Annotated in this window: 16 protein-coding genes; 7 read left to right on the top strand and 9 right to left on the bottom strand. The window is 70.6% G+C overall.

Features of this window, described 5'->3' with window-relative positions; genetic code table 11:
* Positions 1-46 precede the first annotated feature (46 nt).
* The 4 genes from AAHG09_RS04435 to fliL are packed head-to-tail and all read right to left on the bottom strand — an operon-like array spanning position 47 to position 3,279.
* On the bottom strand, positions 47-916 hold the full coding sequence (locus tag AAHG09_RS04435) for a MotE family protein (protein ID WP_412759985.1): 870 nt from the start codon (positions 914-916) through the stop codon (positions 47-49).
* Positions 913-1,440, bottom strand: a complete 528-nt coding sequence (locus AAHG09_RS04430; protein ID WP_342105651.1) for a DUF6468 domain-containing protein — start codon at positions 1,438-1,440, stop codon at positions 913-915. The genes AAHG09_RS04435 and AAHG09_RS04430 overlap by 4 nt, the downstream gene beginning before the upstream one ends.
* Before the next feature lie 17 nt (positions 1,441-1,457).
* Entirely contained in the window at positions 1,458-2,675 is a 1,218-nt protein-coding gene (fliM, locus tag AAHG09_RS04425) for a flagellar motor switch protein FliM (RefSeq protein WP_342106197.1), read from the bottom strand.
* A 34-nt stretch (positions 2,676-2,709) separates the two neighbouring features.
* Positions 2,710-3,279 carry a flagellar basal body-associated protein FliL gene (gene fliL, locus AAHG09_RS04420; RefSeq protein WP_342105650.1) on the bottom strand — a complete coding sequence of 190 codons (570 nt, stop codon included), beginning with the start codon at positions 3,277-3,279 and terminating at the stop codon, positions 2,710-2,712.
* A 253-nt stretch (positions 3,280-3,532) separates the two neighbouring features.
* On the opposite strand from fliL, the gene flgF reads away from it, so the two are divergent.
* From flgF to AAHG09_RS04390, 6 genes are read left to right on the top strand one after another with little or no spacing between them, the layout of a single operon-like run.
* On the top strand, positions 3,533-4,273 hold the full coding sequence (gene flgF, locus AAHG09_RS04415; RefSeq protein WP_342105649.1) for a flagellar basal-body rod protein FlgF: 741 nt from the start codon (positions 3,533-3,535) through the stop codon (positions 4,271-4,273).
* A gap of 15 nt (positions 4,274-4,288) precedes the next feature.
* Positions 4,289-5,080: a flagellar basal-body rod protein FlgG gene (gene flgG, locus AAHG09_RS04410; protein WP_342105648.1), complete on the top strand. Its 792-nt coding sequence runs from the start codon at positions 4,289-4,291 to the stop codon at positions 5,078-5,080.
* Positions 5,081-5,103: 23 nt separating this feature from the next.
* Positions 5,104-6,240 carry a flagellar basal body P-ring formation chaperone FlgA gene (flgA, locus tag AAHG09_RS04405; protein ID WP_342105647.1) on the top strand — a complete coding sequence of 379 codons (1,137 nt, stop codon included), beginning with the start codon at positions 5,104-5,106 and terminating at the stop codon, positions 6,238-6,240.
* A 33-nt stretch (positions 6,241-6,273) separates the two neighbouring features.
* A complete protein-coding gene (flgH, locus tag AAHG09_RS04400) occupies positions 6,274-7,023 on the top strand; it encodes a flagellar basal body L-ring protein FlgH (protein WP_342105646.1) in 750 nt (249 codons plus the stop codon).
* A 20-nt stretch (positions 7,024-7,043) separates the two neighbouring features.
* Positions 7,044-7,457: a HEPN domain-containing protein gene (locus AAHG09_RS04395; RefSeq protein ID WP_342105645.1), complete on the top strand. Its 414-nt coding sequence runs from the start codon at positions 7,044-7,046 to the stop codon at positions 7,455-7,457.
* The gene (locus tag AAHG09_RS04390; RefSeq protein WP_342105644.1) at positions 7,436-7,894 is read left to right on the top strand and encodes a hypothetical protein; all 459 of its coding nucleotides are present in this window, start codon (positions 7,436-7,438) and stop codon (positions 7,892-7,894) included. The genes AAHG09_RS04395 and AAHG09_RS04390 overlap by 22 nt, the downstream gene beginning before the upstream one ends.
* Before the next feature lie 22 nt (positions 7,895-7,916).
* Here AAHG09_RS04390 and AAHG09_RS04385 read toward each other — a convergent pair whose 3' ends face one another.
* The 4 genes from AAHG09_RS04385 to AAHG09_RS04370 form a co-directional block, all read right to left on the bottom strand.
* Complete coding sequence (locus AAHG09_RS04385; RefSeq protein ID WP_342105643.1) at positions 7,917-9,224, bottom strand: Gfo/Idh/MocA family protein; 1,308 nt, start codon at positions 9,222-9,224, stop codon at positions 7,917-7,919.
* 106 nt (positions 9,225-9,330) lie between these two features.
* Positions 9,331-10,089, bottom strand: a complete 759-nt coding sequence (locus AAHG09_RS04380; RefSeq protein ID WP_342105642.1) for a phosphatase PAP2 family protein — start codon at positions 10,087-10,089, stop codon at positions 9,331-9,333.
* A 307-nt stretch (positions 10,090-10,396) separates the two neighbouring features.
* Complete coding sequence (locus AAHG09_RS04375) at positions 10,397-10,915, bottom strand: 2'-5' RNA ligase family protein (protein ID WP_342105641.1); 519 nt, start codon at positions 10,913-10,915, stop codon at positions 10,397-10,399.
* 25 nt (positions 10,916-10,940) lie between these two features.
* Entirely contained in the window at positions 10,941-12,062 is a 1,122-nt protein-coding gene (locus AAHG09_RS04370; RefSeq protein ID WP_342105640.1) for an SPL family radical SAM protein, read from the bottom strand.
* 73 nt (positions 12,063-12,135) lie between these two features.
* On the opposite strand from AAHG09_RS04370, the gene AAHG09_RS04365 reads away from it, so the two are divergent.
* Positions 12,136-13,098: an alginate O-acetyltransferase AlgX-related protein gene (locus tag AAHG09_RS04365; protein ID WP_342105639.1), complete on the top strand. Its 963-nt coding sequence runs from the start codon at positions 12,136-12,138 to the stop codon at positions 13,096-13,098.
* On the opposite strand, the gene AAHG09_RS04360 is transcribed toward AAHG09_RS04365, so the two are convergent.
* The gene (locus tag AAHG09_RS04360) at positions 13,092-13,316 is read right to left on the bottom strand and encodes a hypothetical protein (RefSeq protein ID WP_342105638.1); all 225 of its coding nucleotides are present in this window, start codon (positions 13,314-13,316) and stop codon (positions 13,092-13,094) included. The two genes, AAHG09_RS04365 and AAHG09_RS04360, sit on opposite strands and share 7 nt — an antisense overlap.
* Positions 13,317-13,509 lie beyond the last annotated feature (193 nt).

The following is a 13,509-nucleotide window of genomic DNA, read 5'->3' as shown; positions in this document are numbered from 1 at the left end:
ACCCGCCAAAGGTGTATTGCGCGCCCGGCCGGCGTATCGCGTCGCCTTACCGCCCCGGCACCCCCGGATCGATCGCCGGAAGCTCGTTCGCCGGGAGGCCCGCGCCGGCCTGGGCCTGCGCGCCGCCCGCGCCGCGGGCGCGGTTGGCCAGCGCCACCGTCAGGCGCTCGGCGGTCTCGGGCTGCATCACCGCCAGGACCTCGGCCATCTTGCGCGGGTTCATGGCCAGCACGATCGGCACCAGCACCTCGTGGCCGAGCCGGTCGAACACCCGGGCGGCGTCCTTCGGCTTCATCGCCTCGTACATCGTGACGATGTTCTTGAGCCCCTGCTTCTCGGCCTCCTCCTTCGCCTTGGCGACCGTCTCGACCTTGTCCTCGGCCTTCTTGAGGTCGCCGAGCCCGGTTTCGAGCTTCCGCTCGGCCTCGCCGAGCATCTTCTCGCGCAGATCCAGCTCCTCGTTCTTCTGGCGCAGGGCGTCGCGCCGGGCGCCGAGCTTCTCGAGGAGCAGGCGCTCGGTCGGCGGCGATTGCTCCCCTTGCGCGGCCGGCGGAGCCTCCGGGGGCTTTTCGGGCGCCTTCCCGGCCGGCGGCTCCGCAGACGCGGACTTTTCCTCCTTGGCGCCGACCGATCCGGTGGTGACGGGGTCGGGGATGTCGAAGCCGGTGCGGGCCCGGGCCACCGCCCGCCCGAAATCCGGCAGCGCGCCGCTCTCCGGAAGGCCGGCCTGCAGGAGGCTCAGCAGCTTGAGCACGAGGAGCCCGCCGGCCGCCAGGGCCACGGCGTCGACGAGGCGCAGCCGCTTCTGCCGCACCGGCTTGGGACGCGCGCTGCGCAAAGCCGCGCCGGCGCGGCGCAGCTTCTCCTCGGGATCCGGCTTCGGCGGCGGGATCTTCGGGGCCTTGACGCCGGTCACGCGGCGCGGGCCCGGACGCGGGCCAAGGCGCGCTCGCTCATGGCGAGCGCCGCCGCGGCGGCAGCCCCGAGGCGCTCCCCGTTCGGGCTCGCGGGCTCGGGCCGAGGCCGCGCCGGCTCGGGCGCCGACGCTGCGACGGGCGCCGGCTCGACCCGGGCGGGTTCGACCCGGGTCGGCTCGACGCGGGCCGGCACCGCGCGCATCTGCGCCACGATGGCGCCGATCCGGGCCACCACCGTCTCGCCGGCCTCGACCTGCTCGGTCAGTTCGGCGGTGCGGACGCTGGCGGCTTCCAGGCGGGCGTTGAGGGTGCGGTCGGACTCGTCGATCGCGGCGCGCAGGCCCGCGATGGCCCGCTCGGCGGTGCCGGTGGCCACCATCAGGTCGCCGATCGTCTGCCTGAGCGCCGCCTCATCGCCCTTCATCTGGCCGATCCGGCGCGACAGCCGCAGGGAGGTGACGATGGTGGCCGCCAGCAGGACCGCCACCAGGATGTCGGCCGCGAGGGTGACGAAGAGACTCATGCCGGAACCCTCACGCGCTAATTGTCCGACCGGTTGTTCATGGAGGCCTCGTAGGCCTGGATCGTCGTGCGCGAGCGGCGCAGCGGCCTAGTGACCTGCACGGCGATGTGGCCGTCGACCCGGCCGATCCGCCCCTGCGTCAGCGCCCAGTCGCCGCAGCGCACGGTGATCAGGTCCGAGGGCTTGGCGTCGAACATCAGCGTCTCGCCGACCTTCAGGCCCATGACCTGCTTGAGCGGCAGCATCATCTCGTGCAGCACTGCCTCCATGGTCACGTCGGCCTGCCAGATCTCGGTGGCGAGATGGCCCTCCCAGACGTGGTCGCGGCCGAGCTTCTCGCCCATGAAGCTCTGGGTGAGCAGTTCCCGGATCGGCTCGATCGTCGCGTAGGGGAACAGGATCTGCAGCATGCCGCCGCGCCCGTCGACGTCGAGGCGCAGGCTGATCAGGATCGCGGCGTTGCCCGGACGGGTGATCGTGGCGAAGCGCGGGTTGGTCTCGATCCGGTCGATCCCGAAGCTCACCGGCGAGAGCGGCTGGAACGACATCTCCAGATCGCCCAGCACGATCTCCACGAGGCGGCGCACCAGCGTCATCTCGATGGCGGTGAACGGGCGCCCGTCGAGGCGGCTCGACGTGCCGCCGCGCTTGCCGCCGAGCAGCAGGTCGAAGGTCGCGTAGGCGAGGTTGGAATCGACCGTGACGAGGCCGGAATTCTCCCATTGCTCGGCCCGGAACACGCCCAGCAAGGTCGGCAGCGGGATCGCGTTCAGGTAATCGCCGAAGCGCACCGAGGTGATGTTGTCGAGGGTCACCTCGACGTTGTCCTGGAACAGGTTGCGCAGGGAGGTCGACAGCAACCGGATCATCCGGTCGAAGACGATCTCCAGCATCGGCAGGCGTTCGTACTGGACGACGCCCGAATCGACGATGGCCTGCACGCCCCCGGCCCCCGAGGCCGAGAGCTCGCGCATGGAGAAGCCGAGGACGCCGTCGATCTCGTCCTGGTTCAGCACCCGGTCGTTGCCGGCGAGTTCGGGGAGGTTGTCGCTCTCCCCGTCCTCGATCATCGTCGCCCATTCGGCGGCGACGTCACCCGCGTTGCGCGTGGTCCCCTGCTCGGCGAGCGCCGCGCCCCATTCCTCGGCCAGCGAGGAATCGCCGCCCTCGGCGCCCTGCTCCAGCAGGGCCGCGGACCAGTCGTCTTCGGGGAGTTCGTCCTCGGGATCCATCAGGCGCGCGCCGGAACAGTGACGGGATGGGACAGGCTCACTGGACGATCACGTCCTTGAACAGCACGGCCTCGACCCGGGCCGGATAGAGGGCGATGTTGACCCGGCGCAGCAGCTCCTCGCGCAGCCGGAACAGACCCACCGAGCCGGTGAGGTCGCTGGGGCGCAGCTCGCGCATGTAGACCTGCAGGGCGTCCTCGACGCGCGGCATGAGCGGCTTCACCTCGTCCTCGACCTTGGCGTCCTTCAGTTCGAGGGTGAGCCGGACCTTGGCGTACTTGGCCTTGTCCTGCGGCAGGTCCGGGCTGAGATTCAGCAGCATCTCGCGGACATCGACGAACACCACCGGCTTCTTGCCGTCCGGGCCGGCCTTGTCGCCGCCGCCGCCATGCCCGCCGCCGTGCCCGCCGCCATGAGAATCGGCTGCGGCCTCCGCGCTGTCGCCGTGGCCGCCGCCACGCCCCAGCATCAGGAAGGCGCCCCCGCCGCCGCCGAGCACCAGGATCGCGGCGGCCACGATGATCATGAGCTTCTTCTTGCCCTTCGGGGCGGCGTCGGCTCCGGCGTCGCCCTCCTCGGCAGAGGCCTTCTTGGGCGTCTTGGCCATGGAATAATGCTCTCTCGCCGATATCCGCGTTCGGGTACGCCCCGATATCGAAGCATCACGGTTAACGCGCCGTTAAGCCGGCAATTCCTGCCGGGCGAGGTTTGCCGCGGCGCATCCGCGACCGCCCGACAGGGCAAACGGGTCCTCGCTCAAGTCACTCAAATTGCTCGCAAAAACGGCCTCGATACCGGTGGCACGGCGCATGCTGAATGGATCGTTGCCGTCACCGCGGCGGCGAGTCCCAGAGTTCACGATGCAGAATGCCCTCTTCATCGGCGTGTCGAGCCAGATGGCGCTCCAGCGCGAGCTGGACGTGATCGCCAACAACATGGCGAACGTCTCGACCAACGGGTTCAAGGCCCGCAGCAGCCGCTTCCAGGAATACCTGATGCCGGTGGCGAGCGCGGATTCCTTCGCGCGTCCGGATCGGCGCCTGTCCTACGTGATCGATCAGGGCACCACCCTCGACCTCGGCCAGGGCCCGATCGAGCAGACCGGCAACCCGCTCAACGTCGCCATCAAGGGCGCGGCTTTCATCGCGGTGCAGACGCCGCAGGGCGAGCGCTACACCCGCAACGGCGCCTTCGAGATCAATCCGCAGGGCACCCTGGTGACCAGCGACGGCTACCCCGTGGCGGGCGACGGCGGCCCGATCACGATCAACGCGCAGGAGACCGGGCTCGCCATCGGCACCGACGGCACGGTCTCGACCAATCTCGGCATCCGCGGCCGGATCAAGCTCGTCACCTTCGACAACCCGCAGGCGCTCACCAATGAGGGCGGCAACCTCTACGCCGCGCAGGAGGCCGGTCGCCCGGCCGGACTCGAAGGGCGTCTCGAATCCGGGGCACTGGAGCGCTCCAACGTCCGGCCGGTGATCGAGATGACCCGGCTAATGGACGTCAACCGCACCTACACGATGGTGTCGAGCATGATCTCGCGCCTCGACGATCTGCGGGGCTCGGCGATCAGCCGCCTCGCCAACGTCGCATAAGGGGGGCTTCGAGCGATGCGCGCCCTCTACTCCGCCGCCACCGGCATGGCGGCCCAGGAACTGAACGTCCAGGTCATCTCCAACAACATCGCGAACCTGCGTACCACCGGCTACAAGCGCCAGCAGGTGCACTTCCAGGATCTGCTCTACCAGAACCTGCGCCGGGCCGGCTCCTCGACCTCCGAGCAGAACACGCAGCTCCCGGCGGGGCTGGCGATCGGCTCGGGCGTGAAGACGACCTCGACCGCCCGGGTGATGTCGCAGGGTACGCTCACCTCGACCGAGAAGGATTACGACGTCGCCATCCGCGGCGAGGGCTTCTACCGGGTGACGATGCCGGACGGCCGCACCGGCTACACGCGGGACGGCTCCTTCGACCTCTCGGCCTCGGGCCAGCTCGTCACCCGCGACGGCTACCTGCTCGATCCGGCCATCACCGTGCCGCAGACCGCCACCTCGGTGACGATCAGCGCGACGGGCGCCGTGCAGGCGACGCTGCCGGGCCAGACGGCCCCCCAGGCGCTCGGCCAGTTCCAGCTCTCGCGCTTCATCAACAAGGTCGGCCTGGAATCGATCGGCGACAACCTGTTCGTCGAGACCGCCGCCTCCGGCCCGGCGATCAGCGCGCTACCGGGCTCGGAGGGCTTCGGCAACCTCCAGCAGAGCTACCTCGAAGAGGCCAACGTGAACGCCGTGACGGAGATCTCGTCCCTGATCGCGGCGCAGCGGGCCTACGAGATGAACTCGAAGGTCGTCACCGCCGCCGACCAGATGCTCTCCACCGCCTCGCAGATGTTCCGCAGCTAAGCGCGCCGCCGAGAGTCCCGACGATGTATGCCGGTCCGCATCCCGATTCCGCCTTCGAGCCTTCCGTCCTGCCGCTGGTCAGCACCACGGCGGACGAGAGCGACCTCAGCCCGATCGTCCGTCGGCACCGCCCGCGGGTCGCCCCCCTCGGCATGGCGGTGGTGCTCCGCACCGTGCTGGCCGTGCTGGCCTTCGCGACGCTCGGCGCGCTGGCGATTCCCGCCATGGCGCGTGCCGAGGGCCTGCGCCTGCGCGGCGATGTCACCGCCCGCGGCGACGTGCTCACGCTGGCCGACCTCGTGGAGGGCGCGCCGGACGGCCTCGCCGGGCGGCCGCTGTTCCGCGCGCCGGCCCTCGGGGCGACCGGGACGATCCAGAGCCGCCGGATCGTCGAGGCCGCCACAGCCCTCGGCCTCGCCGGCCTGGAGACCGGCGGCCGGATGCAGATCGCCGTCCAGCGCGCCGCCCGCCGCATCGGGCCGCCCGAGATCGAGGCTGCGCTCAAGCGCGGGCTGGAGACCGGCTACGGCCTCGCCCCGGCCAACGTCGCGATCCGCTTCGACGGCGAGGGCCCGACCCTGCTGGCCCCGGCCGATCTAGCGGGCCAGGCGACGGCCCTCGACCTGACCTACGATCCGCGCTCCCGCCGGGTGGCCGGCCTCGTCAGCATCGGCGAGCGGCAGGCTTCCCTGCGCGTCACCGGAATCGTCCTCGAGATGCGCGACGTGGCGGTGCTCACCCGCTCCCTCGAGCGCGGCGAGACGATGAAGGCGGGCGATTTCAGCCTCGAGCGCCGGCCGCGCGACGCCGTGCCGGCGGATGCCCAGGCGAGCGCGGGGGCGGTCGGCGAGGTCGCCCAGCATACGCTCGCGGCCGGCACGGTGCTCCGGGTCAGCGACACCGCCCCGCCCGAACTCGTCGCCCGGGGCGAGAGCGTGACCATCGTGTACGAGACACCCAGCATCAGCCTCGCGATGCGCGGCCTCGCCAACCAGGGCGGCCGCCTCGGCGCCGTGGTCAACGTCGTCAACACCGCCTCCCAGAAGGTCCTGCAGGCGACCGTGATCGGCCCCGGCCGGGTCTCGGTCGGGCCCGGCCCTGCGCCGCAGCAGCAGGCCTCCGCCACCGCCCCGCTCCAGGCGACCGCCTCGTTGCGCTGATCGCCCGCTCCGCCCGTGTTCGAGAGTATCCCGATGGCCCACCGCACCGCCCTGAAGCCGCTCGCCGCCGTGCTGATCACGGCCGCGCTCGGCGCCTGCAACACCGCGGACCGGCTCTCGCAGGTCGGCGCCACGCCGGCCCTGTCGGCGATCGAGGACCCGACCACGCAGCCCGGCTACAAGCCGGTGCGGATGCCGATGCCCGACGTGCAGCCGGTCTCCTACGCGCCGAACTCGCTCTGGCGCACCGGCTCGCGCGCCTTCTTCAAGGACCAGCGCGCCGCCCGGCTCGGCGACATCCTGACCGTGAAGGTCAACGTCACCGATCAGGCCAACATCAGCAACGAGACCAAGCGGAGCCGGGCCAACACCGAGAGCTTCGGCCTGCCGAACGCCCTGGGGCTGGAGAACAACGCGGTCGGCAAGTCCTTCGGCGTCGGCAGCACGGCGCTGCTCGCCGCCACCTCGGCGACCGCCAACGACGGCGCCGGCTCGGTCCAGCGGGCCGAGACCGTGACCACGAACGTCGCCGCGGTGGTCACGCAGGTGCTGCCCAACGGCAACCTCGTGGTCGAGGGCAAGCAGGAGATCCGGGTCAATTTCGAGATCCGCGAGATGGTGGTGGCCGGCGTGGTCCGCCCGGAGGACATCGAATCCGACAACACAATCGACTCGGCCAAGATCGCCCAGGCCCGCATCGCCTATGGCGGGCGGGGACAGATCACCGACGTGCAGCAGCCGCGCTACGGCCAGCAGATCGTGGATATCCTGCTGCCGTTCTGAGGCGGTGATTCGGTTGGCGCATGAACCGGCAGGCATGGAAGAGGCGTGCGGAAGATCACCTCCGCGCGGCGCGGGCGCTTCTGACAACCGGTCATTTCAGTGACGCCTATTATCTGGCGGGCCTTGCGGTCGAATGCGCGCTCAAGGCGCGGATCGCGCGCTCGTTCCGGAGCGGGACATGGCCGCTTCGGCAATTTGCCAATGACATCCACACCCACGACCTGTCGAAACTCGTCGTGCTCGCCGAACTGCGCGACCAGCGGCAGATCGACGAAGCGCAAGATCCTTCGTTTCGCGGGGCTTGGGATCTCGTCGCAAAATGGAGAGTCGAGGCTCGCTACGCCGAGTGGTCACGGCAGGAGGCGCACGATATGGTCGACGCCGTCGTGCGGCGCCCCTCCGGTGTGATGCCATGGATAAGACGTCACTGGTAGACGAAGACATCGAAATCGGCCGCCGCTTCGTCGCCGCACTGGAACGGGCCGGCCTGCCGGTCGCTGCGGCGATGTGGTTCAGGGAGTTCTCCTATGAAACCTGGATGCTCGGGATCGCGAGCCCCAACGTTCAGGTTCATGGTCCTCTGTCAGTCATGAGATTCGCGGACGCAGTTCGTCAGGACGGCTTTTCTGACTGCATCGACCGTGACGCCCTATTCTTTTTCAATACATCGCAGCAGGCTCTCGACGATCTGTCGTCTCTGCCGAGAACGCTGACGGAAGGTGTCCGGGAAGTCTGGAGCTTTCGGCTGAATCATATCGACATCGACAAGGCGTTCTTCTTCCATCTGGCCCTCGACCGGCGCCCGTCTGACGTGGCGCCGAGCCCTCCGGGTCAGAAGCGGAAGGGCATTCCGCGCAAACGCGTGGCCTAAATTCTGGCACCTTCCGGCGCCCTCAACCCGCCTCCTCCGGCTCCGGCCCGCGCGTGACGTCGAGGCCCGAGCCGGCGCCCTCGGGCGGGCCGACCTTCACCGGGGTACCGGTGCGGGCGGCCTCGTAGATCGCCTCCATCAGCACCTGGTCCTGCAAACCCTCCTCGCCGGGGGTGCGCGGGCGCAGGTTCTCCTGAACGCAGCGGGAGAAGTGGTCCATCTCCAGGGCGAACTGGTTCTTCGGGCTCAGGATGCGCTCGTCCCGGGCCGCGTTCTTGCCGTCCCGGTGGCCCACGAACAGCCGCTGGCCCTGGTAGGCGAAGGCGTTCTGCAGATCGATCGCGGCATTGCTCGTGTGCAGCGTCAGGCTGCGGGCCTCGTAGACGCCGTAGCTCGACTGGCACTGCGCGATCACCCCCGAGGGGAAGCGCAGCGTGAAGCTCACCGTCTCCTCGACCTCGCGGTATTTCGGATCGTCGGGCGGCGAGTGGATCTGCGCCTGAATCTGGTCCGGCTCCTCGCCGAGCACCGCGCGGGTCGTGTTGAGGCAGTAGAGGCCGATGTCCGGCAGCGAGCCGCCCCCGGCCAGCGCCTTGCGCAGGCGCCACTGCTCCGGCAGGCCGGTGGTCTGGCCGTTGAAGGCCTGGATCAGCTTCGGCTTGCCGAATTCGCCAGTGCGGGCGAGCCGGATCACCGCGCGGTTGTGCGGCTCGTACTGGCAGCGATAGGCGATCATCAGCTTGACGTTGGCCTTGGCGCAGGCCGCGATCATGTCGCGACATTCCTGCGAGGAGACCGCCATCGGCTTCTCGCAGAGCACCTGCTTGCCGGCCGCCGCGGCCGCCAGGACGTTGTCGCGGTGCACGCCGTTCGGCGTCACCACGTAGACCGCGTGAACGTCCGGATTGGCCTTCAGCCGATCCCATTCGTCGTAGCCGTAGACCGCATCCTCGGGCAGGCCGTACTGGCGCGCCACGAGCTTGGCCTTGTCGGGGGAGCCCGACATCACCGCGGCGAGCCGCGAGCGCTTGGCTTCGCCGAAGGCGGGAAGGATCTCGTCGAGACTTAGGCGCCCGAGACCGACGACGCAGTAGCCCACGCGCTGGCCCGGAGGCTGCGGGGCGGGGGTCGGGGCCGGCGGACGGTCGCCCGAGCCCCGCCAGTTCGGGAACATCACCCGACCGCCCTGGACCGCGCCGGTATCGGCCGGGACCGCGGGCGGTGCCGGCGGGGCCGCCTGGGCGCCGTTGCCTCCGATCGCCGCGCCTGCCAGGGCACTGCCCGCGGCCAGCAGGGTGCGTCGAGAGAGCCGTGTGTCGTCGTCCGCCATGGGCCTCGCCGTGTCGCTGATCAGTGGGGCGCCGCCGGGGGAGGGGCCGTCCGCCCCATCAACGCCGCCGGCACCGGGCCGTTTCCGGACTCGTCCGGTCGCATCGTCACGCCGGGGGCGGCGGATCCGGGGCCTCGACCTCGCCGCGGCGCTGCAACTGGAGGGCGACGAACCAGCACAGGCAAGCCCAGGCGGCGCCGATGCACCAGCCGGCCAGCACGTCGCTCGGCCAGTGGACGCCGAGATAGATCCGGCTGATCCCGACGAGCAGGGTTATGGTCACACCCAGGCCGAGCAGCAGCGCCTTCGCGGGCCGGTTCCGCTCCACCCGCGCCACCAGGGTGGCGAGCGTCAGGTAGGCGATGGCCGACATGGTGGCGTGGCCGCTGGGGAAGCTCGCGGTGAACACCTCCATGCCGTGCGGCACGAGGTCCGGCCGCGGCCGCTGGTAGAACAGCTTCAGCACCGTGGAGACCAGTTCGCCGCTGCCGACGGCGGCGAGCACGTAGAGGCCGATCCTTCGACGGCCGGAGACCGCTAGATAGGCCGCCACCGCGCAGGTCAGGAACAGGACCGTGAAGACGCTGCCGAGGCCGGTGATGTCGCGCATCGTCTCCTCGAGCCAGGGTGGCCCGATCGGGTCGGAGAGATCGGCGGGGTTGCGCAGGGCGAGCAGGATGCGGCGATCGAGGGCCGCCGTCGAGCCCTCGCCGACCTCGTGGGCGAGGTAGAAGAACCCGTAGCCGAGGATGCTGAGGCCGAGGAGCGCCACGAGGGGGCCGACCTCGTTGAGGCGCAGCCGCAGCCACACGGCCGTGGCGGGCTCGATCAGGCGGTTGTGCCGCAGGGTGCCGGGGACCTTCACGGCGCGGTCTCCGGGCGACGGGCGATCGGACGGTCGGCTCGGTATCGCCCCTGCGGCTTTAGGATGAGGCGTGGGTCCCCTCTCCCGAGCGGGAGGGGTCTGCGTTCGCAGAAAGCCGGGTAAGGGACGACAACGTTCCGGAAAAGGCTCGGTCTGAACGCCCGTTGATGACGCGCTCCATCCGGTGAGTTCTCCTCCCTCACCCATACCCTCTCCCGCACGGGAGAGGGGGCCTGTCGCGCGCTGTCACTGGCGCGGAAGACCTGCGAAGGGCGGCAAACATCGTCGGAGCGCGAGGCAGGGACCATCACGCGTTCTCCCCGAAGGGCAGCCGGGCGACGTCCTCCCACGGCCCCCTCAGATAACGCCACAGCAGCGTCGCCGGGGCCGTGAAGCGGAACGGCGCGAAGCCCGCCTGGAGGTCGGCGTGGAGCGCCCGCGCCGTCACGGGGTCGACCTTGTTCTGCACCGTCACGTGCGGGCGCCAGCCCTGCCGGTCCTGCGCGGTGAGATACGGCTCGAACGTCTTCGCGAGGCGGCTGCGGAACCCCGCCAGGGCCTCCGATTCGAGGGCGTAGGCGACGCCGCGGCCGGTGAAGCGGATTCCCGTCACCGCGACCTCCGGGGGCGGCAGCGTCCGGGCGAGGGCCGTGATGGCCTCGATGACGCCGCGCTCCCGGTCCCCCGGCAGGTGGTGGAACAGGGTCGCGTGGGCCGGGATGAAGTTCAACGTGTCCGGGAAATACCGGCGCCGCTCGCCGTCGAAGCGGGCGAAGGTCGGCGCGTCGAAGGCGAGGGTGAGGATCAGGGGGGCTGCGTCTTGCATCCCGCCGAGATGGCGCCCGCGGCCCTCAGGTCCAGTACAGCACCCGCGCCGCCGGCAGGTCCCGGGCGAGGCAGGCGGTGAGATGGCCGCGCATCGCCTGCATCAGCGGCTTCGGGAAGACGTGCTTCACCGAGCCGAACTTGGTGCGCTTCTCCACGCGCTCGGCCTCGTCGAGGGGCAGGTCCGAGCCCGGATACCAGCCGCGCAGCACCGCCTTCGAGCCAGGGGTGAAGCGGTGCGTGATGAGTTCCACGGTCAGGTCGAGATCGGGCGCGCCGGCGAGCACGTCGGCGGCGTCGCGGATCAGCCCGGCATAGGCTGCTTCCCAGTCCGGCACCGGCAGGATGGGCGCGATCGTCAGCCCCACGGGGTAACCCGCCCGCGCCATCTGGCCGAGCGCGGAGAGCCGCGCGTCGAGGGTGTCGGTGCCGCCCTCGTAGCGGGCCGCCGGCCGGGCGTTGACCGAGAACCGGATGCGCGTGCGCCGATTGTGCGGCAGGTCGAGGAGTGGTCCGACCGCGGCGAACTTGGTGGTGAAGCGCAGCTGCACCGGTGCGTCCCAGGCCCCGAAATGCCGGATCGCCGCCGAGAGCGAGCCGGTGAGGTGCTCGATCCCCAGCGGATCGGTGTAGCAGGAGGCCTCGAAGGTGGTCCCCTCCTGCGCCCGCTCGGCCGAGGCCGAAGTCACGGCGCCGCGACCGGCATAGGATTCGAGATTGCCGAGGATCGCGTCGAGATTGGCGTAGGCCCGGGTCACCGGCGGCCCCTGGAGCGAGCCCGCGAGGTAGCAGTACTGGCAATGGGCCGGGCAGCCCTCGGCGAGGTCGAAGCGCCAGTCGGCCGAGGGCGGGATCGGCTGGAGCCGCAGCTTCGTCGGCGGCGCCACCGTGAGCGCGAGGGTCGCCTTGGCGGCCGTGTAGGCGCGGCGCGGGTCCGGTTCGCGCGGGCTCGGCAGGCGGTTGGCCGACAGGCGCTCGACGGCCAGGCCCAGCGCCTCGGCGCACGCCAGCATCGCCCGGCCGTGTTCGTGCTCCAGCGCCGCCGGCGTCACCAGGACCCGGCGCGGACGCCACAGGCGGGACGGGCGTGATGCTTCGACCGGCGGGTCGACGGGATCTTCGAAGGCCAGGGCGGGGGCGGACGACATCCCTGTCGAACGCGCAGCCGCACGGAGCGGGTCCGCCCTAGTCGCCCGGGCGCGGTGCGGCTAAAGCACCGCCATGTCTGCAGGCAGGGAGAGCGTTCATGTCGGCCGTGACGGCTGGTTGTTTCTCATCGGGGGGACCAACCGCGTCCTGGACCGCTATCGCGGCGGCCTGCGGCACTGGCTCCTGCTGCGGAGCTGGGCGCGGCTGATCCGGGCCCGCGCCCGGCGCGCGGAGCGCCTGGGCATCCGCTGCCTCCACGTGATCGTGCCGGAGAAGCTGTCGGTCTATGACGACCGGACCGACGGCCTGCGCTACGATCCGGCCAAGGCCTCGACCCGCCGCCTCGCGCGGCTCCTGGCACGCAACCCCTCCTATCTCGATCTACTGGCTCCGCTCCGGGCCGCCCGGAACGGGCCGGTGCCGCTCTACCTGCGCACCGACACGCACTGGACCGCGCAGGGCTGCCTGCTGGCCTATCGCGCGATCATGCGGGTGCTCGGGGCCGTCCCGCCCGCCGATATCGGCGCCCGCCCGCGGATCGTCTCGGACGAGCTGATGGATCTCGGCGAGAAGCTGCGCGAGCGGCCGCGGGAACACATCGAGCGGTTCGGGCTGCAGCGCGACTCACGCCGGGTCGAGACCGGGCCGCTTCTCGCCGCCTACGAGGCGGAGGGGCGCGACCGGGAGGTGCATGTCGGCGCGCATGTCGTCTACCGGAACGATGCGCCGACCGCCGATCCGCGCCGCCTCGTCCTGTTCGGCGATTCCTGCGCGCATTTCGACCCGTTCATGCTGACCGGGCTCCTCGCCGAGAGCTTCTGCGAGGTTCACTTCATCTGGTCGGCGGGCCTCGACTGGCCCTACATCGAGCGCGTGCGCCCCGACATCCTGCTGTTCGAAGTGGCGGAGCGGTTCCTGGCGCGCCTGCCGAAGGACGATTTCGACGTCGCGGTCGCGGGCCAGCGCGGGACGGGCGGGCGCCTCGCGCAGATCCGGCAGCGTGGCCTGAAGCCGCGGACGGCGCCCGATCAGTAGATCGCCGTGTCCATGGGGGTGAAGTCGCCGATGCTGGCCGCTTGGTACTTGGCGAAGGATTCCGGCGCGCAGGCGATGCCGATCATCAGGACCAGGAGGGTGACGAGGCAGGCCAGCGTCGCCGTGACCACGTCCGCGTGGCGTCTCAGAGCGTGGATCACCAGGCATCCGAACGTGAACAGGGCCGCCTCAGCGACGGGCACCAGCGCGAACGACATCACTCACCTCCAACGCGATTCCGCGCGACCGATCCGTCCGGTCGCGACTGACGATGGAGAAGAGATGACGGATTTTGCTGCACTGCAACAGAAGGGCGCGTGCAAGCCTGCCTTGCGCAGGAATCGCGGGCCGGCGGGAACGCATCGCGCAGGGGACGATGCACACCGGCGTCTTCCCGCAAACGCCGCGCGA

The sequence above is a fragment of the Methylobacterium guangdongense genome (genome assembly GCF_038442355.1).
Taxonomy (GTDB): Bacteria; Pseudomonadota; Alphaproteobacteria; order Rhizobiales; family Beijerinckiaceae; genus Methylobacterium; species Methylobacterium guangdongense.
This window is presented reverse-complemented; position numbering and strand designations above follow the sequence as displayed.

Excerpts from the sequence above, each read along its gene's own strand:
- AAHG09_RS04430 (WP_342105651.1), bottom strand. The coding sequence starts at position 1,440 with ATGAGTCTCTTCGTCACCCTCGCGGCCGACATCCTGGTGGCGGTCCTG.
- fliL (WP_342105650.1), bottom strand. The coding sequence starts at position 3,279 with ATGGCCAAGACGCCCAAGAAGGCCTCTGCCGAGGAGGGCGACGCCGGA.
- flgF (WP_342105649.1), top strand. The coding sequence starts at position 3,533 with ATGCAGAATGCCCTCTTCATCGGCGTGTCGAGCCAGATGGCGCTCCAG.
- flgG (WP_342105648.1), top strand. The coding sequence starts at position 4,289 with ATGCGCGCCCTCTACTCCGCCGCCACCGGCATGGCGGCCCAGGAACTG.
- flgA (WP_342105647.1), top strand. The coding sequence starts at position 5,104 with ATGTATGCCGGTCCGCATCCCGATTCCGCCTTCGAGCCTTCCGTCCTG.
- flgH (WP_342105646.1), top strand. The coding sequence starts at position 6,274 with ATGGCCCACCGCACCGCCCTGAAGCCGCTCGCCGCCGTGCTGATCACG.
- AAHG09_RS04395 (WP_342105645.1), top strand. The coding sequence starts at position 7,044 with ATGAACCGGCAGGCATGGAAGAGGCGTGCGGAAGATCACCTCCGCGCG.
- AAHG09_RS04390 (WP_342105644.1), top strand. The coding sequence starts at position 7,436 with ATGGATAAGACGTCACTGGTAGACGAAGACATCGAAATCGGCCGCCGC.
- AAHG09_RS04385 (WP_342105643.1), bottom strand. The coding sequence starts at position 9,224 with ATGGCGGACGACGACACACGGCTCTCTCGACGCACCCTGCTGGCCGCG.
- AAHG09_RS04375 (WP_342105641.1), bottom strand. The coding sequence starts at position 10,915 with ATGCAAGACGCAGCCCCCCTGATCCTCACCCTCGCCTTCGACGCGCCG.
- AAHG09_RS04370 (WP_342105640.1), bottom strand. The coding sequence starts at position 12,062 with ATGTCGTCCGCCCCCGCCCTGGCCTTCGAAGATCCCGTCGACCCGCCG.
- AAHG09_RS04365 (WP_342105639.1), top strand. The coding sequence starts at position 12,136 with ATGTCTGCAGGCAGGGAGAGCGTTCATGTCGGCCGTGACGGCTGGTTG.
- AAHG09_RS04360 (WP_342105638.1), bottom strand. The coding sequence starts at position 13,316 with ATGTCGTTCGCGCTGGTGCCCGTCGCTGAGGCGGCCCTGTTCACGTTC.